The 20,382-nt window shown below is 62.4% G+C and carries 18 protein-coding genes; 10 read left to right on the forward strand and 8 right to left on the reverse strand.

Translation table 11 applies throughout. The features are described from left to right. Positions 1-6 precede the first annotated feature (6 nt). The 5 genes from E4662_RS16045 to E4662_RS16065 all read right to left on the reverse strand — a co-directional run bounded on the left by E4662_RS16045 (position 7) and on the right by E4662_RS16065 (position 5,508). Entirely contained in the window at positions 7-1,143 is a 1,137-nt protein-coding gene (locus E4662_RS16045; protein WP_136442622.1) for a Tm-1-like ATP-binding domain-containing protein, read from the reverse strand. A 3-nt stretch (positions 1,144-1,146) separates the two neighbouring features. Then, on the reverse strand, positions 1,147-2,082 hold the full coding sequence (locus E4662_RS16050; protein WP_136442623.1) for a carbohydrate ABC transporter permease: 936 nt from the start codon (positions 2,080-2,082) through the stop codon (positions 1,147-1,149). After that, entirely contained in the window at positions 2,082-2,993 is a 912-nt protein-coding gene (locus tag E4662_RS16055) for a carbohydrate ABC transporter permease (RefSeq protein ID WP_136442624.1), read from the reverse strand. The genes E4662_RS16050 and E4662_RS16055 overlap by 1 nt, the downstream gene beginning before the upstream one ends. Before the next feature lie 69 nt (positions 2,994-3,062). Next, positions 3,063-4,388 (reverse strand): extracellular solute-binding protein, encoded by a 1,326-nt coding sequence (locus E4662_RS16060; RefSeq protein ID WP_136442625.1) that lies wholly within the window; start codon positions 4,386-4,388, stop codon positions 3,063-3,065. A 31-nt stretch (positions 4,389-4,419) separates the two neighbouring features. After that, positions 4,420-5,508, reverse strand: a complete 1,089-nt coding sequence (locus E4662_RS16065) for an ABC transporter ATP-binding protein (RefSeq protein ID WP_136442626.1) — start codon at positions 5,506-5,508, stop codon at positions 4,420-4,422. A gap of 116 nt (positions 5,509-5,624) precedes the next feature. Between E4662_RS16065 and E4662_RS16070 the strand changes: the two genes are divergently transcribed. The 6 genes from E4662_RS16070 (at position 5,625) to E4662_RS16095 (ending at position 11,226) form a co-directional block, all read left to right on the forward strand. Next, positions 5,625-6,269 carry a GntR family transcriptional regulator gene (locus E4662_RS16070; RefSeq protein ID WP_136442627.1) on the forward strand — a complete coding sequence of 215 codons (645 nt, stop codon included), beginning with the start codon at positions 5,625-5,627 and terminating at the stop codon, positions 6,267-6,269. 86 nt (positions 6,270-6,355) lie between these two features. Next, positions 6,356-7,288, forward strand: coding sequence for an N-acyl homoserine lactonase family protein (locus E4662_RS16075; protein ID WP_136442628.1), 933 nt, complete (start codon positions 6,356-6,358; stop codon positions 7,286-7,288). A gap of 5 nt (positions 7,289-7,293) precedes the next feature. After that, entirely contained in the window at positions 7,294-8,130 is an 837-nt protein-coding gene (locus E4662_RS16080; protein WP_136442629.1) for a TIGR01459 family HAD-type hydrolase, read from the forward strand. After that, positions 8,127-9,092 (forward strand): class II aldolase/adducin family protein, encoded by a 966-nt coding sequence (locus E4662_RS16085; RefSeq protein ID WP_136442630.1) that lies wholly within the window; start codon positions 8,127-8,129, stop codon positions 9,090-9,092. Before E4662_RS16080 ends, E4662_RS16085 begins: the two co-directional genes overlap by 4 nt. After that, complete coding sequence (locus tag E4662_RS16090; protein WP_136442631.1) at positions 9,089-10,366, forward strand: FGGY-family carbohydrate kinase; 1,278 nt, start codon at positions 9,089-9,091, stop codon at positions 10,364-10,366. Before E4662_RS16085 ends, E4662_RS16090 begins: the two co-directional genes overlap by 4 nt. Positions 10,367-10,500: 134 nt before the next feature. Beyond that, positions 10,501-11,226, forward strand: a complete 726-nt coding sequence (locus E4662_RS16095; protein WP_136442632.1) for a GntR family transcriptional regulator — start codon at positions 10,501-10,503, stop codon at positions 11,224-11,226. Between the two features lie 38 nt (positions 11,227-11,264). Here the strand turns inward: E4662_RS16095 and E4662_RS16100 are convergent, their stop codons facing one another. The 3 genes from E4662_RS16100 to E4662_RS16110 are packed head-to-tail and all read right to left on the reverse strand — an operon-like array spanning position 11,265 to position 15,528. Continuing rightward, positions 11,265-13,442: an alpha-ketoacid dehydrogenase subunit alpha/beta gene (locus E4662_RS16100; RefSeq protein WP_136442633.1), complete on the reverse strand. Its 2,178-nt coding sequence runs from the start codon at positions 13,440-13,442 to the stop codon at positions 11,265-11,267. A gap of 34 nt (positions 13,443-13,476) precedes the next feature. Continuing rightward, the gene (locus E4662_RS16105) at positions 13,477-14,781 is read right to left on the reverse strand and encodes an acetoin dehydrogenase dihydrolipoyllysine-residue acetyltransferase subunit (protein ID WP_136442634.1); all 1,305 of its coding nucleotides are present in this window, start codon (positions 14,779-14,781) and stop codon (positions 13,477-13,479) included. A gap of 24 nt (positions 14,782-14,805) precedes the next feature. Continuing rightward, positions 14,806-15,528 carry an SDR family NAD(P)-dependent oxidoreductase gene (locus E4662_RS16110; protein WP_136442635.1) on the reverse strand — a complete coding sequence of 241 codons (723 nt, stop codon included), beginning with the start codon at positions 15,526-15,528 and terminating at the stop codon, positions 14,806-14,808. A gap of 271 nt (positions 15,529-15,799) precedes the next feature. On the opposite strand from E4662_RS16110, the gene E4662_RS16115 reads away from it, so the two are divergent. The 4 genes from E4662_RS16115 (at position 15,800) to E4662_RS16130 (ending at position 20,309) form a co-directional block, all read left to right on the forward strand. Further along, positions 15,800-16,768, forward strand: a complete 969-nt coding sequence (locus tag E4662_RS16115) for a tripartite tricarboxylate transporter substrate binding protein (RefSeq protein WP_168798002.1) — start codon at positions 15,800-15,802, stop codon at positions 16,766-16,768. A gap of 84 nt (positions 16,769-16,852) precedes the next feature. Beyond that, positions 16,853-17,311 carry a tripartite tricarboxylate transporter TctB family protein gene (locus tag E4662_RS16120; RefSeq protein ID WP_136442637.1) on the forward strand — a complete coding sequence of 153 codons (459 nt, stop codon included), beginning with the start codon at positions 16,853-16,855 and terminating at the stop codon, positions 17,309-17,311. Beyond that, positions 17,311-18,819, forward strand: a complete 1,509-nt coding sequence (locus E4662_RS16125) for a tripartite tricarboxylate transporter permease (protein WP_136442638.1) — start codon at positions 17,311-17,313, stop codon at positions 18,817-18,819. The genes E4662_RS16120 and E4662_RS16125 overlap by 1 nt, the downstream gene beginning before the upstream one ends. Next, the gene (locus tag E4662_RS16130) at positions 18,816-20,309 is read left to right on the forward strand and encodes a sulfatase family protein (protein WP_136442639.1); all 1,494 of its coding nucleotides are present in this window, start codon (positions 18,816-18,818) and stop codon (positions 20,307-20,309) included. Before E4662_RS16125 ends, E4662_RS16130 begins: the two co-directional genes overlap by 4 nt. The last annotated feature ends 73 nt before the right edge of the window (positions 20,310-20,382 follow it).

Here is a 20,382-nt window from a genome sequence, read left to right on the forward strand (position 1 = left end):
GTCCTTTCAGGTCTGCGGCGCGGCAAGATGCGCGAGGATTTCGCGCGTCACGGCACCGTCGAAAATATGAGCCTCAAGCGGCGTGACCGGGATGTCCGGGCGCAGATCGCGCTTCAGGGTCTCAAGGCAAACTTCGCGCAGCGCGCGGTCCTCGATCACGCCGCCGGGGCGATCGTGGTGGGAAAAGCCTCCCAGAGGCACAATCGCAGAGACCGGCCCGGCAAGGGCATTGAGGTGCGTTGCCAGTTTCCCGGCCACAAGCGCCATCTCGTCTTCGGTCAGTTTGACATGGGTAAACAGTCCGCTGTGCGCGTAATGCGGGCGAGCGCGGTAGGCTTCGGAGATCTGGTCAATCGGCCCAAGCCCCATGAAGTTCATCGCACCGGGCAGAACCACGCGGCGCAGATCGCCGCCTGCGCTGAAGCGGTCCGGCATTTCCACATGGGCCCCGGCCACGTGCTGGCGGGTGATCTCGTGCGGGGTCAGATCAACGATTTCGCTGAAGGCGTTGTTGCTGGCAAAGCGGGCAAAGGCCGCACCGCCGTAACCGTTGGAATGAAACACCGTGGATTCGCGCCCCTCAGCCGCCAGAGCATCGACCAGCGGTTTGACCGCGCTTTCGGTTGCGCCAAGCCCGGTGATGCCCACCGAAGGTGCGGCGGTCAGCGGCTTGCCCTTGCGCTGCTTGCGGCACAGGCCGGAGGCCATCAGAGCGGTGTTCTCCAGCACTTCGCGCAGGATCGCGTTGAGACCGGCAATATCGACCAGCGTCGGCACGAAGATGATCGCATTGTCGGCCACGGCCACACGCGGATCGAAAGGCAAGGTGGTGACGAGGATTTTCGGGAAGGTGATCGGCAGGCCGCGCAGCACGTTGAGGATGATCTCCCCGCCCGTGCCGCCGCCAAGACCGACAACCAACTCTGTCTCGCCCTGCGCCGCCTGTGCGGCGGTCTGCAGCGCCTTGTCCGCCGCGGCCACCATGGCCTGCCGCTTGGCATCGCCATCCAACACGCCCCGCGACGCATCCAGAGAGACATCGACCACCCGGACAGAGAGACCGAGGCCCTGCATCTGCTCGCAGAGAAAATCAACCTCTTCCGCCTTGGTGGCCAGCGTGGCCAGAACAAGTACCTGCGCCATGGATCAGCCTTTTACCGCGCCCGCTGTCATTCCGGTGATGATCTGCCGGCTGGCAAAGAGGGTAAAGATGATCGGCGGGATGGCAAGAAGCATCCCCGTGGCCATGATGACCCCCCATTCGACGTTGAATTCGCTCATGTTGTTCACGATCAGGATCGGAACGGTCTTGGTGTTGCGATCGCTGAGCGCGGAGGCGAGCAGGTATTCGTTCCAGGCAATGCGGAAGGTGAAGATCGCCGCCGCCGCGAGACCCGGCTTGATCAGCGGCAGCACCACCTTGAAGAAGACCTGAAACGGCCCTGCCCCATCGACACGGGCGGCCTCTTCGAGAGAGCGCGGCACCTGCACGATGAAGCTTTGCAGGATCCAGATCACAAACGGCAGGTTCATTGCGACGTAGATCACGATGATGCCTGTGTGCGTGCCCGCAAGGCAGACGTCGCCGCGCCCGCCGAACATGTCGCGGATCGCGCCGCCGATCAGCCCGTCGCGGTCGAGGCAGAACTCGTTGTTCCACAAACCAAAGACCGGCACCAGAAGCACCGCGGGCGGCACCATGCGCACCATGAGCGTTGTGGCCGAAACCGTATCGCGCCCCATGAAGCGAAAGCGCACCAGCGCATAGGCCGCCATGGAGCCGATCACCAGCGTCAGCGCGGTGGAAATCAGCGCGATGATCAGCGAGTTCTTGAATGCGCCACCAAACTTGAGCGCGCAGAAATCGAGGGGCTCGGGCTCGTACCACAGCACATCGCATAGCGCGGTTTCGTAGTTCTGGATCGTCGGCATGAAGATCAGGCCGGAGGTGCCGGAGATGATGTCCACGTCCAGTTTGAACGAGTTGACGAACATCAGGATCACCGGCCCCACGGACATGATCACCAGCAGCACGATCACTGCGAAGAAGGCGGGGCTGTTTTTCTGGGTGGGCGCGCTCATCAGCTGTCCTCCTCGTTGGCCATGCGCAGCTTTGCGGCGCGCGCCTCTTGCCATTTGGTAAATCCGATCATCGCGACGGTCAGCAGCATCAGCAGGATCAGAAGATAGTTCGACATGGCCGCCGCCACGCCCAGTTCGCGGAATTCCGTTGCGGTGCGCGAGATGCGCAGGGCAAGGATTTCGGTGCTGAGGCCCGGGCCCCCTTCGGTCAGGACCAGGATCACCTCCAGCACCTTGAAGGCGTCGATGAGGCGCAAGAGTGCCGTGACGATCAGAACCGGCATCATCAGGGGCAGCTTGATATAGAGGATCTGCTGCCAGGCCGTCGCCCCGTCGATGCGCGCCGCTTCCAGCGCCGAGCGCGGCAGCGATTGCAGCGCGGCCAGCGACAGGATGAAGATGAAGGGTGTCCATTGCCAGATGTCTGCGATGATCACCGACATCAGCGCGTGCTGGCCCAGCCAGTCCACATCCGGCAGACCCAGCCATTCCAGCGTGCGGTTAAACGTGCCCACGGTCGGGTGATACATGTAGCGCCACATCAGACCCACGACGACCGGCGCGATCATCATCGGCAGGATGAACATGGTGCGCAGCAGGGACATGCCGCGAATGTCACGGTCGAGCAGCAGAGCAAGCCCGACGCCGATGATCATTTCGACGATCACGCAGATGAAGGCGAACCGCAGGGTGACGCCAAGGCTTTCGTGGAAGTTCGGATCGCCCCAGAGGGTGATGTAATTCTTCAACCCGACAAACTCGGCCTCGCCAATGGTCTGGCTGGGATCCCAGTCGCGGAAAGACCCCCAGATCATGTAGCCAAGCGGATAGATCAGGGCGATGGCCATGATGACAGCGGCGGGCGCCATGAACATGTAAGGGGAGAGCCTGTTAAGGCGGGACGTGAGCATTGTGCCGGAACCCTTTGCGCATTGGATTGCAGGGCGAGACCTCTGTCCCGCCCCGCGCTGTCAGTGTGCTTATTGCCAGGTGTAGTAACCGGCCTCTTCCATCACGGCGCGGGTGCGCTCGGCCACGCCGTCAAGCGCTTCCTGGATGTCGAGATCTTCGGTCAGAACCTTGGACAGGGTGGTGCCCAGATCGGCGTTGATCTTGCCCCAGACGGGGATGATCGGACGCCAGTCGGGATCGGCGTGCTTCAGAGCTTCGCCAAAGGTCGCCATGTGCGGGAACTTCGCGTTTACCTCTGCGTCCTCGTGGGTCGAGAAGCGCGAAGGGTTGCCGCCCGCAAGCGCGACCAGCTTGTCCCCCTGCTTGGAGGTCAGCCATTGCATCAGCAGGAAAGCCGCTTCCTTGTTTTCCGCATTGGCCGGGATGCCGATGCCGAAACCGCCGGTCTGCGAGCCGCGGCGCGTGCCCATCGGGTGCAGCGCCCAGCCGACATTGCCCAGAACCTCGGGCGCGGCGCGCTTGGGGTCCAGCGTCTGGCCGGAGACCACGGTGGTGTCGAGGAACATGGCCGTGTCACCGGAAAGGAACGCGCCCAGAGCCTCACCAAAGCCGAAGTTTGTCGCGCCTTCCGGCCCGCAATCCACGATCTTCTTCAGCGCCTCTGCCGCCGCAACGCCTTCGGCGCTGTTCATGGTCGGGTTCCAGGCATCGTCAAAGATGCGCCCGCCCAGCGGCGCAAGATGCAGAAGGAACGCGTGTGAGGCGTGGTGGCCCGAAGCCGCGCGCGACGCCACGCCGCCCATGCCGGGCTCAAGCTCCGGGATCTGGCAGGCCAGTTCCAGCAGGTCGTCATAGGTTTCGGGCACGTCGAGACCGTGCTTTTCGAAGATGTCCTTGCGATAGCCCAGAACCGAGGTTTCAGAGCCGTAGGGAATGCCGAAAAGCGAGCCTGTCTTGCCTTCAAGATAGCCTTTGTTCCCGCCGGCAAAGCCGATGTTGTAGACGTAACCGTCGATCAGATCGTCCGAGTCATAAGCCGGATCAGACAGCTTGGGGTTCATGAAGTACTTGGCGAGGTTTTCCAGCTGGTCGGCATAGACGTAATCCGCCTTGGAAAACACGACATAGGCGATCAAGTCGTATTCGCCCTCGTCCTGCCCAAGCTCCAGCGTCTGGCGCTCGCGCATTTTCAGATAGGGCAATTGGTCCACCTCGACCTCGATGCCCGTCTCCTTGGTGAATTCCGGCAGGATCTGCATCACTGCGTTGTAATGCGGATGCGCCGGGAAATTCACGACAAGCGTCGTACCTTCGTAGTCGGCATAGGGGTTGGCCATGGCCGTCCCCGTCATCAGCAGGCTTGCCAATGCTGTCGTCTTGAGTTTGCTAAGCATATTGCTTCCTCCCTAAAGCAAGGTTCAGGCGTCAAATCGCCTGTTCACTGGTCTTGTCGAACAAATGGATGCGCGCGGCGTTTGCTTCGAACTGAAGCGTCTCGCCCAGCGCCATCGGCGTTTCGGAGTTCATTTCGACGGTGACGCTCTGCCCCCCGCATTGGCACATGAGCACCGATTGCGCGCCGATATATTCCGAAACCATCACTTTGAGGGTCAGCGCCGTTTCCGGCGCGGCCTCCGGGGCATAGCTGAGATCCGAGGGGCGGATGCCCAGGATCACATCTGGGTTTTGGGCCATGCGGGCAATCGCGGCCTTCTCCGGGCTGAGGCGCAGGGAAAACCCGTCGCCGGTGACAAACAGCGCGCCGCCCTTGTCCTCGATCCGCCCGTCGAGAAAGTTCATCGGCGGCATGCCAAGGAACCCGGCGACAAACTTGTTCACCGGGCGTTTGAACAGCTCTTCGGGGGTGCCCTGCTGCTGGATATAGCCGCCGTGCATGACGACGATGCGATCCGCGAGGGTCATCGCCTCGATCTGATCGTGGGTCACGTAGATCATGTTTTTCTCGACACGCTGGCTCATCAGGGCCAGCTCTGCGCGCATCTGGCCGCGTAGCTTGGCGTCGAGGTTGGACAGCGGTTCATCAAACAGGAAAATCCCGCTGTCCTTGGCCAGCGCCCGCGCCATGGCCACCCGTTGCCGCTGACCGCCCGACAGCGCGCCGGGTTTGCGACCCAGAAAATCGGTCAGCCCGACCATCCCGGCCACGTCGCGCACCTTGGCGTCAATCTCGGATTTCGGCCGTTTCTGCAGACGCAGGGCAAAGGAGATGTTCTGGGCGACGTTCATGTGCGGGTAGAGCGCGTAGTCCTGAAACACCATGGCTAGGTCACGATCTTTCGGCTCAAGGTGCTTCACCGGCTTTCCGTCGACATAGATCTCGCCGGACGAGACGTCCTCGAGCCCGGCAATCATGCGCAGCGTGGTGGATTTTCCGCAGCCCGACGGCCCCACAAGGACAGTGAATTCATTGTCCTGCATCTCAAGGTCAATACCGTGCAAGACCTCGACGGCACCGTAGCGCTTAACCATACGCTCCAAGCGAATTTGTGGCATTGATTCCCTTCCTCCCGTTGGGAACGTTATTTTGTATACAATAGGAAAAGTAAATATGCAAAATTGCATTTCATGAAATTTCCAGCTACGGTGACGCCTCCAAGGAGACCGAAAGAATGACAACGACGACAAAGCTGTCGACAAGCAGACGCATCGAAGCCGCCCTGACAGAAGAGATTGCAGCCGGGGAACTGGCGCCCGGAACACGGCTTGACGAGGTCTCGCTGGCCACGCGCTTCAACGCATCCCGCACCCCCGTGCGCGAAGCCCTGGGCCGCCTGACCGCGCAAGGCATCCTTGTTCAGGGCGAAAAGCGCGGAGCTTTTGTGGCGGAATACAGCCGCGAAGAACTGTCCCAGATCTTCGAGGCCATGCATGAAATCGAGGCCGCCTGCGCCCGAATTGCCGCGCAACGCCTTAATTTTCTTTCAAAAACTGATATCGAAATCGCCCAGGCGGCCTGCATCGCCGCCGCCGAAGCCGGGGATCGCGAGGCCTACCTGCGCGCAAACGAGGCATTCCACACGGCCATCTACAAGGCCACCGGCAACCCCTACATGGCCGAGATCGCCGCAGAATTCCGCCAGCGCACCGGCCCCTTCCGCGCCAAGAAATTCGCGACAAAAGAAGACCTGATCGAATCCGCCAAAAGCCACCAGGATCTGATCAACGACATTTTCAGCGAGGACTCGACACAAGCCTCCACCGGCATGCGCGACCATATGGCGACAAGCTTTCTGCAAGCTCTGAAGGCAAATTAATCACGAAAAGTGATTTGCACCCTTGCCAATGTGCGCAGGTTCGTATTTTTGTATACAAAATGGAATCGCCGCAGGAGGAGCACGCCATGGGCATCGCAGAAACCAAGATTTATCCCATCAACACCGGCTGGCTTGAGGCGGATCTGGGGACCTACATTTTCTGGAAAGGCCCGGCCGGCAAGAAATACTGGAACCCGGTCTACTGCCATTACGTGGACACCGGAGAGCACAAGATCCTGATCGACACCGGCCTGCCGGACGAAGAGCGGGCAACGAAGTATCACCACAAATGCGAAAAGCGCGGCTGCCTTCAGGTGCATGAGCATCTTGAGCAGAAGCTGGGGGTGCACCCGGACGAGATTGACGCCATCGTCTTCACCCACCTGCACTGGGACCACGTGCAGAACATGAAGCAGTTCAAGAACGCCCGCTACATCGCGCCCAAGGCCGAGATCGAAATGGCCTACAATCCCCTGCCCCTCTACTACCGGACCTATGAGGCCAACATCGGCGTCGAGCAAGCCTATGCGGGCTGTGTGTTCGAAGCGGTCGAGGACGAATGCGAAGTGCTGCCCGGCATCACCATGTTCCACACGCCGGGCCATTCGGTTGGCCATATGGCGGTGTCCGTGGCCACCAGCGCCGGGGACATCTGCGTGGTGGGCGATGCGATCTTTGTAGAGCGCAACCTGGACCCGAACCCGTCCGAGAAGTGGCGGCATTGGGTGCCCGCACGGTTCGTAAACTCCTACGAGGGTTGGAAATCTGTCGAAGAGATCGACAAGCGCGCGGATTACGTTCTGCCCTGCCACGACGAGGCCGCAAACGCGCGCTCCGACGTCTATCCCTATGAGGGCATGCCGATCCGCAAGCGGCGTCAGCCGATCCCGGGCTACAAGTTCTACTTTGGCGACATGCCCGCCGGCACCGCGCAGAAGGCCGCACCGGCCATGACGCAGGAAGAAGCGGACGCCTTCATCGCCGGCCTGAAGGATCCCAAGGACATGGCCGAGTACTAAGTCCTGTGGCGCAGCTTCTGCAATCGCTGGAACAGGTGGCGGCGCGCTATGACGCCATCGTGTTCGACCAATGGGGGGTTTTGCACAATGGTGCAGAGCCCTATCCCAAGGCGGTGGACTGCCTGAAGGCTTTGAGCCAGTCCGGGCACCGGCTGGCTGTGCTGTCGAACTCCGGCAAACGCGCCGCGCCCAACCGGGACCGCATTGCCGACATGGGATTTGCGCCGGAGCTGTTCGCCTCAGTCATGACCAGCGGCGAGGCGCTCTGGCAGGACTTTGCGCGAGGCCGGATGGACGCAGGCCCGTTTTACGCGATCGGGCGCAGCGCCGGGGATGCAGCAAGTTGGGCCGAGGGTTTGTCCGTCGCGTTTGCGCCTTTGAAAGACGCCAGGGCGGTGCTTCTGATGGGGCTGCCCGACGGCAGCACGCTGGAAGACTGGTCCGATGACATCCGCGAAATCGCCGCGCGCGGCCTGCCGGTCTATTGTTCGAACCCGGACCGCAAAAGCCCGCGCGCCGGGGACGTGACCGTCATCTCACCCGGAGCGCTGGCCTATGCGATCCGGGATGCGGGCGGGGCTGTGACCTTTTACGGCAAGCCACATCTGCCGGTCTTCACGGCCTTGCAGGCAGACTTGGGCGCATCGAAGCTTCTGATGGTCGGCGACAGTCTTGAGCATGACATTGCAGGAGGCTCTGCGGCGGGCTGGGACACGGCCCTTGTCAAAGGCGGGCTCTATGCGCAGGCCTTTTCCGGCGGCGAAGACGCGGCGGTTCTGCAAGACCTGACCCACGCGCACGCCGCCCCCCACCCCACTTTTCTGATCGAGGATGTGCGATGAGCTCTGTTCCTGACCTTCTGACCCCGGCTTTCCGCGCCCTGTCTGCCCGGCTTGGCCAAGACCCGCTGCAGGTTCAGGGCCCCGGCGGCAACACCTCCATCAAGGCCGGGTCCGTCATGTGGATCAAGGCCAGCGGCACGGAGCTTGCCGATGCCGAACGCAGCGACATCTTTGTCGCCGTGGATCGCGATGCGGCCAAGGCCGAGGCCGCAGGCGCGGGCGATGGAAGCTGCAAGGCGACGGCGCTTGACCCGGCGCTGACCTTGCGGCCCTCGATCGAGACCACCTTTCACGCCGCATTGGATCACGCGGTTGTGGCCCATTCGCATTCGGTTGCCACGCTGGTCCATGCCATCAGCCCCGAAGGCCGCATGGCGCTGGACGAGAAACTGACGGAATTGCCGTTCGTTCGGGTGCCCTATGCCAAGCCGGGCCTGCCTCTGACGCGGGAAATCCTGGCGCGGGTCACGCCGGAGACGCGGATCATCATTCTGCAAAATCATGGCCTTATCTGTTGTGGCGCCACGGTGGAAGAAGTCAGCGACTGGATCGCCAAGGTCGAAACACTGCTCGCCATGCCTGCGCGCGGCTATGCCTCCAAGACCGACAAACCCGCGCCGCCACGCGGGTTCAGCTGGGCCGAGGAAAGCTGGCTGGGCCGCGAAGGGTTTGCGCTGGCCACCGGCGGCTCTTACTACCCGGACCACGTGGTCTTTCTGGGCCCCGCCCTGCCCGCCGCCGATCACGACGGCACGCCCCCGGCCATCGCGGTTCAAGGCGAAGGCGTGCTGCTCCGCAATGATGCAACGCCGTCGCAACGGTCGATGCTGCGCTGTCTGGCGGATGTGCTGGCCCGCCTGCCAGAGGGCTGGCACGCCGAGGCCATTGGCGCGGCGGCGGAGGCGGAACTCCTGAACTGGGACGCGGAGAAATACCGGCAGGCTCTGGCGGCCAAACCATGACGCTGGCGCTGGGGATCGACATTGGCACCTCTGGCGTGCGCACGGCTGTATTGGATCAGGACGGCGCGCTGATCTCGGAGGCCCGCGCCGCGCATCTGCCGCAGGATCCGGACCGGATTGATGCCGAGAAATGGTGGCAGGCGGTGCGCGGCTGCATTGAGGCGCAGACCGCCAATCTGCGCGCTGCTGGCCATGATCCGAAAGACATCACCGATGTCGCCGTGGATGGCACGTCTGGCAGCATGGTTCTGACCGATGCGGAGTTGAAGCCGGTTTCGCGGGCTTTGATGTATAATTCCAAAGGGTTCGAACCCGAGGCCCAGCGCATCGCGCAGCACGCCCCCGAGGTGCACATCACGCGCGGCAGCAATTCTGCCTTGGGGCGGGCGATGCGTCTGCTTTCGGAAGCGGGCGGCACCGCCGCGCATCTGCTCCATCAGGCCGACTTCATCACCGCCAAACTCACCGGGCGCGGCGGGCACAGCGATCACAACAACGCATTGAAAACCGGGTTTGATCCGGAAGCCTCCGATTGGCCAGCGTGGGTTGCAGAGGTAGTTGAACCGGATCTTTTGCCCCAGGTGCACGCTGTTGGCGCGCCCATGGGAGCGCTGGATGCGGGCGTGGCAAAGGAGTTGGGTCTCTCCCCCGAGACAACCGTCCATGCGGGGACCACGGACAGCATAGCCGCGTTCCTTGCCTGCGCCCCGCTGGACGCGGGCGTTGCGGTGACCTCGCTGGGCTCGACCCTCGCCGTAAAGATGCTCAGCGCCCAGCGGATCGACGATCCGGCAATTGGTCTCTATTCGCACCGCCTTGGGGATGTGTGGCTGGTGGGGGGCGCGTCGAACACGGGCGGCGCGGTTCTGGCCCAGCATTTCGACGGGGAGGAGATTGCGCAGCTGAGCGCGATGATGAACCCGGACGTGCCAACCGGGCTGGACTACTACCCGCTCAAGGAGCCGGGCGAGCGGTTTCCGGTCAATGATCCGACCCTCGCGCCGCGCCTGAGCCCCAGACCGGAAAGCGACGTGCTGTTCCTGCAAGGGATGTTTGAAGGCATCGCCCGGATCGAAGCGGCGTGCTATGCGCACATGCAGGCCCGCGGCGCAGACGCGCCCAAGCGGATCTACAGCGCGGGCGGTGGAGCGCAGAACCCGGTGTTCACCGATATTCGGGCAAGCCATCTTGGGCAACGGCCATTGCAAGCGGCGCATTCCGAGGCAGCCGTCGGAGCGGCGCGCCTTGCACAATCTGCGCGCGCACCGGCCTGATCCGGGCGCAGGCCACAACAGATCCCTCGGAATCGCGCTGGAATCCGGCGCGGATTTGGGAAAGAGTTGTGAGATGCGCGCGCATTGCGTAAAGTAGGTCTAGACCTTTTACGCAAAATCAAGGTGCGACCTCTATGAATTTGCAGTCCATGCGCCGACAGGATGTTCCGCTTCACGCGGAGGTTGCGGCGGTCCTGCGCCATCAGATCAAATCCGGCGAGTTGCCCCATGGCACCAAGCTTCCGGCGCTGCGCGAGTTGACCGAAACGCTCGGTGTTGCACGGATGACGGTCATTCAGGCCATGAACACGCTTGAGGAAGAAGGGCTGATCGAGCGCTATTCCGGACGCGGCACCTTTGTCCGCGATATTCCGATCACCAGCCGCCACACGCTTCAGATGCAGGCCGACATCAGCCAGATCTATGCCATGGTCGCACAGCTTGAAGTGGATGTGCAGGACATGCAGTCGGAGGCCCGGATTGCCACCATTGATGGGCAGGAGTTCCGGGTCATGAACCGGACTCACCTCAAGGACGGCAAGCCGTTCTGCCATGTCGAGTTGCGCCTGAACAACGCGGTGTTTGCCCGCGCGCCCGACCGGTTTGCCCGTGAAATTGCGGTCTCGGTGCTCAAGGATCTTGGGGTTTCCGTCTCTTCGGCGAAGCAGAAGATCACCATGTCTTATGCCAACTTCGAACTGGCCGAAGCCCTCGGCGTTCGGGTCAATTCCGCCGTTTTCCGGGTCAGCCGCGAGTTTTTTGATCCCGAAGGCAATCTCGTTTATTCAGCGCTGCTGATCTATCCCGGCGACCTGCTCGAACTGGAGATTGACTTCACTCTGCCGGACGCACAGGGCTGAGAGGCCCCGGGCCAGCCATGGCCGCCCGAGACCCTGTGTCACGCGGTTTCGGTCAGGCGCTGCATGACCTGCGCAACCGTCTCAGTCGAGGCAATCGCGGCTGCGTTCAGCACCTTGGAGACCGTCGGCGCGGAGAGGCTGCCGGTGGCGCGCAGAACCTCGAAATCGAGATCATCGAAGAACCGCTCCTGAATGGCGCCAGCCCAGCGTCCGGCGAGCGCCATGCTGCTTGCGGTTTCCTCCGCGATCATCACCCGGCCCGTTTTGGCAATCGAGGCTCCGATCAGATCCCAATCGATGCCATGCATGTCCGTGTTGCGCACGTCGATCACCTCGGCATCAATCCCGGTGTCCTTGGCCGCTTTGACAGAGGCCTCAACCATGGTCGACGTGGCCAGAACCGTGCAGGCCTCCCCGGCGCGCGTGATGTGCGCCTTGCCGAACGGGATGCAGTAGTCGCGGTTGCCTTTGGGGACGAGGTGGGATTTTTGGTACAGGCCGGTGTGCTCGATGATCGCAACCGGATCATTGCAGCGCAGCGCCGCGTTCATCATGCCGATGTAGTCAAACGCATTGGTCGGCGAGAAGATCCGCCAGCCCGGAAAAAGATCGAACAGGGCCGACGGATCGCAGGAATGCTGAGAGCCATACCCGGTATTCGGTGAGACCCGCACGCGCAGCACCATCGGCACCGGGAAATCACCACCGAACATATGCCGGACCTTCCCTGCCCCGTGCGCGATCTGGTCCGCGGCGGTAAAGCAGAAGTCTCCGAACATGATTTCCGCCACGGGGCGCAGCCCGTTCAGAGCGGCCCCCACCGCGACCCCGGTAAAGCCGTTTTCGGCAATCGGCATGGGCATGATCCGGTCCGGGAACGTGTCAATCACCCCTTTGGTCATGCCGCTGACGCCGCCGCGCATCTTGTGCACGTCTTCGCCGTACAGAATGATCGTCGGATCGCGCTGCATGGCGCTGACCAGCACATCAGAGGCCGCAGCCACCAGTTTGACCTTTTCGGTCTCCATATCGGCCAGATCGGCGTGGTCGAGCGTCTGCGCATCGGTCAGCTCGCTCAGATCGCCCAGAATGCCGTAATCCACCGTCGCGGGATCGGGCCAGAGGCTTTCGCGGATCTGCATGGTGTTGCTGCCGGGTTTTGTCTCGGTCAGGTGTTCGGACGCTGTCAGCACGCTGCCGGAAACCATATCATTGATCCGGGCAAACTTTGCGTCGTCCAGCAGACCCATCTCCCGCAGACGCGCCTCGGTGCACAGCACGCCGTCCTTGGCCCACCATTCGGCCTCTTCCTCCTTGGTGCGATACCCCAGATCGCTACCCAGCTTGTCGCTGGACTGGTGGAAGTGGCGGAAGACAATCGCTTCGACCACCACCGGGCCGCCGTCCTTGCGGATGATGTCGCGGGCCTCCTGCATCGCCATGTTCACCGCAACGACGTCCATGCCGTCAACGCGGATGGACGGCACGCCGAGCATTGCCCCGCGCGAGGACAACCGGCTTTCGCGGGTGACTTCTTCCAACCGCGTGGACACGCCCATCATATTGTTTTCAATAAAGAAGATCGCGGGCACTTTATGCGCCCCGGCGATGTTGATCGCCTCATAGCTGGCACCGTTCTGCGTGGCGCCGTCCCCGAAGAACGCCACCGAGACAGTGTCGCGCCCGAGGATCTTGTCCGCCAGCGCATAGCCCGCCGCATGGGGCGGGTTGCCGCCGACGATCGCGGATGTGCCCATGACCCCGGCCTCGGCAAAGCGCATGTGCATGGAGCCGCCGCGCCCGCCGCAATACCCCGGCTCAAGCCCCATGATTTCGGCCATGAAGCGGGAGACCGTGTCATTCATCGCGTCGGTGAAGTCATCGGTCAGCGGATCAAACCCGTCCGGCGTGACTGCCGTGATCAGCTTGAGCAGGACCTGGTGGTGCGCCCTGTGGGTGCCGTTCATGCTGTCGCTTGCGGTCAGGACCGACATCGCCCCGACCGCGCCGACTTCCTGTCCGATGCTGGCATGGGCAGGCCCGTGGATCAGGCCAAGCTTGTCCAGTTCCAGCAGCTTTTCCTCGAACCGCCGCACGAGCATCATCTGGCAATACCATTGCACCAGCTTGCCCGGGTCCGCCGCCTTCCAGTCCTCCATGCCGGTTTCGATTTCGATCCAGAGGGTTTCGGGAGCCAGGTTTTTTCGCGTCGCCATGTGTCTGTCCTTCGTATCACGTATGTCTTTGAGGTCAGGCGCTGCGCCGGACTTCTTCGAGAATGCGCAGCGCGTCCCGGCGATGCTCGAAATGTGGCATGTGCCCGCAATTGTCCCACAGGTGCAGGGCTGCGTTGCCGGGCAGGTTTTGCGCGGCGCTGGCAGGCAGGATCCGGTCCTGACGCCCGTAGATGACCCGAAGCGGGCCGAGATAGCCCGCCAGATCGCGCGTCACGTTGAAACGCTGGGTTCCGTCGGGCAGGAAAGTCTGGGCAAAGCTTTGCAAAGCCGCCATTTTCTCTGCCGTCGCCCGCCCGGCCATCGACCGCTCCAGGAACGCCTCGGTGATCAGGCTAGGATCGACAACCAGTTGTTCGAGCCAGGGCCGCAGCGCCTCCCTGCTTTGGGAGCGCAGCATGGCGGCCACAAAGGCGTGGTTGATTTCCGGGGACAAACCGGCAGGCGCAAAGAGGCACAAGGCCCGGATGCGCAGCACGCCCCGGCTCGCCAGTCGTGCCGCCACGGCCCCACCAAACGAATGCGCCGCAAGGGTCACCTCGCGCACGCCTTCGGCGAGCAGCGTCGCCTCGACACGGGCCGCGATGGCGTCCAGATCGGCCGGTGTCTCGCCATCGGATGCGCCGTGGCACGGCAGGTCAAGCGCAATGGCCGGGAAGTCGTAGCGCGCCCCGGACAGCAACCCGCCCCAGATCGCCACATCCGCGCCAAAACCATGCAGGAAAGCCACCGGCTCGCCCGTGCCTTTCTGATACCAGACCGCGTTGAGACGGGCCGCGTCAGGCGCCATTGTAGGGGTGGTGGTCGGGGAACTGGCCGTCAGCGGAGCCGCCACCGGAGCCGCCAGTGCTGCCAGCACGTCGCGCTTTTGCACGCGCCCGTTCGGGCCGGTCCCCGCAAGCCCGGTCAGGGAAAGCCCGTTGTCCCGCGCGATGCGCCGCGCCAGAGGGGTCGATTTGATCTTGCCGGAAGGCGCAGGCTGAGGCGCGTTTTCTGCGGCCTTCGCAACGGGCGCCGCCGCTTCCTGAAGGTCCGCCACAGGGGCCGCTGCGGCCGGAGCCGAGGCCTCGGTCTCCATGTCTTCACGCGTCTCATAGATCGTTGCCACGACCCCACCGACATCAATTTCCTCTCCGGTTTCAAACAGCTGGCCGATGTACCCGTCCGCAGGACTGTCCACTTCGACCGTGGCCTTGTCGTCCTCCACTTCGAACAGGATGTCCCCGATGGAAACCTTGTCTCCCGCGGACACATTCCAGTTCGAGATTTCCCCGCTGGTCTTTTCCAGGCTGGCCTTGGGGAAGGTGACTGACGTTGGCATTACAAAGTTCTCCTCAAGAAAAGCTCATCCATTTATGACGCCGCCATCGATGTTCAGCACCTGACCGGTGATGTAGGAGGCGTCCTCGGACAGAAGGAAGGACACGGCTCCGGCCATTTCAGCGGGCTGCCCGAACCGGCCGAGCGGAATTGAGGCCAGCAGGGCCTCCTTGCCGCGCGCCTCGACCACCGGGGCGACCATCTTGCTGTCGATGATACCCGGCGCGATGGCATTGGCCCGGATCCCCTGTGGCCCGAGCCGCCGCGACAATGCGCGGGTCAGGCCGACAATGGCGCCTTTGGCCATCGAATACGAAACCTGATCCACGTTGCCGCGGTTGAATCCCAAAGAGGACGCAAAGACAAAGGCCGCCCCGCTTTGCATCCGGGGCAAGACCGCCGTGACCAGATCGTAGGCGTTTGTTGCGTTGTTCTGCAGCGTATCATCATAGGTGTCGCGGCTTTGCGCTGTCAGATCGTGACTGACAAAAATTCCGGCCATGTGCACAAGACCGTCAATCCCCGCCCCTGCCCCGTCGATTGCCGCCGCGCAATCCGCCGGACTGGTCAGGCGGCTTTCGCAGAAGGTAGTATCGGGGGGAAGCTGAGAGGCGCGCTCCGCAAGTCGGCCCGCATCGATATCAACAAGGTGCAGGCCCCAGCCGTCATGGGCAAGGCGATTTGCGATGCAGGTGCCGATCATGCCGGTTGCCCCGGTTATCACGACACGCTTTTTCCCTGTGCTCATAGCTCCCCCTGTTGCGCTGGCCTGCGCCGCAAACCCGACACTCGATGAAATCAGGTCGGATACTGTCCGCGTGTCTCGACCTTAAGCCGAGTCAAGATACTGCTAGACGTTTAGACGTATGGATCACGCCCTGTCAACTCCCATCGAAGACCCGCCCGTCCGCCCTGGACGCGCCCGCCTCTGAAGGGAATCACTTGACAGAGGCACTCAAATCCTAAAGGTTTAGACATCTAGCACTTTATACATGCACGCTAGAGACCGGGAGGATATGATGAACACACTGACCAAATACGCCCTTGCGGGGCTGACAGCGCTGGGACTCGGCGCCGGGGCCGCACTGGCGGATTACCCAGAAAAACCGATCAACGTGGTTGTGTCCTTTGCCGCTGGCGGCAATGCGGACATTGTGGCCCGGATCAACGCAGAAACCCTGAGCGCCGAGCTGGGCGTTCCGGTCAACGTGATCAACAAGCCCGGCGGAGCACATATTCCCGCCGTCATGAGCGTGCTCGAAGCCCCGGCAGACGGCTACACGATCTTCAACTGGTCACCGCCGAGCATGATGGTTGTGCCGTTGACGCGGAAGGTCCCCTACTCGCCGATGGACGATTTCACCCCGCTGTTCGCTGGGATTTCCGCCTCGAACGCGCTCTACGTCCGCGCGGACAGCCCTTACACCACCTTCGAAGAGTTCCTCGAAGGCGCAAAGGCCAACAAGCTGGCCATGGGGGTCAACAACCTCGGCGCGCCGCCGAACCTGAGCGCGGTGCAGCTGGCAACGGAATTTGGCCTTGAGTTCAAGACCATCGCCCTGAAAACCGTCCCGGCCACCCTGACCGGCCTGATCGGTGGTCAGGTAGACGTGGCCGTGGGCCAGGTGGCGTCGATCCACCAGTTCAAGGACGAAGTCCGCCCGCTGATTATTCTGGACAACAACCGCCAGCCGTTCTTTGAAAAAGACCTGCCGGGCATTCGCACCGTGGGTGAAGCGGTGCCGGGCAAGCAAGCCGGTGTCTGGGTTCATGGCGGATTCGCGGTCAAGGCCGGCACCCCGGATGAGGTTGTCGACGTGCTGCTCAAGGCAACCGAAGCGATCAACAGCGAAGAGACGCGCGCGAAACTGCCGGCCTCCGTGGGATGGAACTGGGTTCACGGTCCCGATGACGTCAAGGCGCTGTTCCAGACCGGGATTGATCTCTACTCGCCGATCCTCGACGGGCTGGGGCTTCTGAAGAAGTGACGCTCTCTCGCCGATGCTGCGGACAAACCGTTTGCGGCATCGGCCCACATTTCCCTTTTTCGAAACAAAGCGCGGAGAGATCAAATGCTGTCTCAGCGGTGGTCGAACATCGTCTTTGCCATTCTCATCCTGATCGGAGCGGCGTGGTTTGCCTGGGTTGCCCAGGGGTTTGAAGCTGCTGGCCTTCTGGCCTCATCCGGCCTGCCCTCCAAGTTTTTCCCGCAACTTCTGCTGGCCGGAATGGCGATCTGCGCGGTGATCGTGCTGGTTGTCTACCTTGTGAAAGGGGCCGCCGGTAAAAACGAGGACACCCACGTTTACGGATCCGGCGCTGCCGCTCTGCGCGGGCTCTCCACTCTGGTGGCAGTGGTCGCTGGCTATTTCATCTGGCGCACCTGGGGGTTCGAGGTGATGGCGGTTTTCATTGGCCCGGCCACCCTTCTGACCATGGGCGAGCGTAACCCGGTGATCTACGGCATCGTGCTTGCGCTCGCGGGCGGGGTCTACCTCGTCTTCACCCAGCTTTTGGGGACACAATTCTGATGTTTGATCTTGCTGCAATCGGGACGGCCTTTGTCAATCTGGCGGACCCATTCACCTTTCTGATGCTGGTGCTTGGCATCGTCCTTGGCCTTGTGATCGGGATCCTGCCGGGTCTTGGCCCGCCCATCGCCATTGCGCTGGCCCTGCCTTTCACGTTCTACATGGAACCCGTGCCATCGCTTGTCCTGCTACTGGCGATCTACAATGCGGCGATTTATGGCGGCTCGATCTCTGCCGTTGCCGTGGGGATCCCCGGCACTGGCGCGGCTATTGCGACGGTCATGGACGGCAACGCCATGTTCAAGAATGGCCGCGGCGGCGAAGCGCTTGGCCTGTCGCTGACCGGCTCGATCATCGGCGGTTTGATCAGCGTCCTTTGCCTGACCTTCATCGCGCCGGTTCTGGCCACGGTGGCAATCAAGTTCGGCCCGCGCGAGTTCCTGGCCATCTCGATCTTTGGCCTTGTGGTTGTGGTCCGCGTCGCCGGGGCAAGCCTGTCCAAGGGCCTCTTGATGGGCGGTCTGGGCATCTTCCTGACCACCTGGGGCCTCGATGAGCTGAACGGCGCGGAGCGCTACACCTTTGGCTCGTACCATCTCTATGAAGGCATCCCGCTTGTGCCTTTCCTTGTCGGTCTGTTTGCGGTGTCCGAAGTGCTGATCGGGGCGGAAAAGGCGCTGGACAAGGTTCGCTTTGATCAGACCAGCCTGCGGGTCAACCTGCCGGGCATGAAGACCCTGTCGCGGCTCAAGGGCAACCTGATGCGCTCGTCTCTGATCGGGACAATCATCGGCATCATTCCCGGCGAAGGGGCCGCAGTGGCTGCGTTCTTTGCCTATTCCGAGGAAAAGCGCCGTTCCAAGACGCCCGAGAAGTTCGGCACCGGCATTCCCGACGGCATCGTCGCGCCGGAGACCGCCAACAACGCCACCGTGGGCGGGGCGCTGATCCCGACGCTGACGCTTGGCGTGCCGGGCAGCCCGGCGGCGGCGGTTCTTCTGGGGGCCTTCCTGATCCAGGGGCTGGCACCGGGGCCGACGCTGTTTGACGAACGCCCGGACATCATGTTCTCGCTGTTCCTTGGCCTGTTCCTGATCAATATCCTGCTGCTCTTCATCGGCCTCGTCGCCATCCGCTTTGCGGCAAAGCTGATCCTTGTGCCGATGACGGTGATCGTGCCGACCGTGCTGCTGCTGTCTGTCACCGGGATCTACGCGGTCTCCAACAGCCTGTTCAACGTCGGCGTGCTGCTGGGCGCGGGCCTTCTGGGCTACGTGGTGCGCAAGCTGGGCTATTCCATCGCGCCGCTGTCGATCGGCTTTGTGCTGGGCCACATCCTTGAGAACTCCCTGCGCCAGTCGATCACCATCGCGGACGGCAGCGTGGCCGAGTTCTTCAATACGCCGATTGGCCTTGGCATCTATGCCGCGCTGATCCTGACAATCCTCTGGGGGCCGATTTCCGACTGGCTCAAGAGCCGCAACGCCGGAAAGGTGGAGGACGCATGAGCAAGCAACCGAACATCCTGCTGATCTATGCCGATCAGATGCGGTATGACGCCATGGGCTGCGCTGGCAACCCGGTGATCAAGACACCGCAGATTGACCGGCTGGCGGCGGAAGGCGTGCAGTTCACCGAGGCCTACACCTCCTATCCGATCTGCTGCCCGTTCCGGGCCTCGGTCATGACCGGCAAATATGCCCAAGGTCACGGCATGATCCAGAACCACTTCCCGCTGCGCGGCGATCAGGTGTTTCTGGGCGATCTGATGAAACAGGCGGGGTATCGCACCGGCTACATCGGCAAATGGCATCTCGAAGGCGGCCCGAAGCCCGGATTTGTCCCGCCGGAGCGGCGCTTTGGCTGGGATCATTTCATCGGCTTCAACCGTGGCCATGATTACCTGTCGTCGATCTACTACGATGATGCCGGACAGGCGTATCATTCCAAGCGGTATGAGCCGGACTACCAGACCGACCAGTTGATGGAGTTCATCGCCAGCGCCTCGAATGCGGAGGATGGCAAACCCTGGATCGGCTATGTCAGCTACGGCCCGCCGCATTTCCCGATGGACATGCCGGAGTATCTGAAAGGGATCTACAGCCCCGATGAGGTCCCCCTGCCCCCCGGCGTGCCGGACATGGCGCTTCAACGCCGGTTCCAGAGGGTGCGCAACGAGGTCTGGTGCGGCGGCGATCCGAGGTCCGGCCATACCAGCCACGCGCGCAATGACACCATCCCGAAAGGCGAGCCGGAAACCGAAGAGGACATCCGCCGCTTCATCGCCGAATACTACGGCATGATCCACAACATCGACTGGAACCTCGGGCGGATCCTGAACGAACTGGACCGGCAAGGTGTGGCGGACGACACCGTGGTGATGTTCTTCTCCGACCATGGCGACATGTGCGGCCAGCACGGCCATTATTGCGGGATCAAGAACCAGGCCTACCGTTCGGCCATGCATGTGCCCTTCATCGTGCGCTACCCGGCGCGGTTCAAACCGCAGAAAACCGGCGCGATGGTGGATGTCGGCCCCGACATGATGCCGACGCTTCTGGATCTGGTTGGCGCGGACATACCCGAAGACATCCATGGCGAAAGCTATCTGCCGGTGCTGGATGGCGCGGCGGAGGAGGCGCGGGATGCGATCTGGTATCAGGTCTTTACCCAGACCGGCGGCAACCCGCATGAGTTCGCCCCCTTTGGTGAGCGCGGCATCCGCACCAAGGACTGGCTTTACATGCGCCACAAAGACAAGCGGGTTCTGCTGTTTGACGAACGCGCCGACCGCGACGAGCAGAACAACCTTGTGGGTGATCCGGCCTATGCCGCTTTGATGGACGATTTCGACGCCCGGATCGACGCGCATATGCAGGCAACCGGCGACGATTGGGAGATGGCCGCGGAGTTTCCGCCGCCCGATTGGGTCACGCACGCCCAGGCAAAGGAAAACCTCGAAAAGGTGCTTTTGCCAAGTGCGATCGAGGTCCCCTGAAGGGAACCTCTTCGACAACACACAGGCTGTGACCCGGCGGCGCCCCTGTCGTCCGGGACCGGGGAAGATCTGT

Origin of the sequence: Pacificoceanicola onchidii (assembly GCF_004804335.1) — a bacterium.
Taxonomy (GTDB): Bacteria; Pseudomonadota; Alphaproteobacteria; order Rhodobacterales; family Rhodobacteraceae; genus Pacificoceanicola; species Pacificoceanicola onchidii.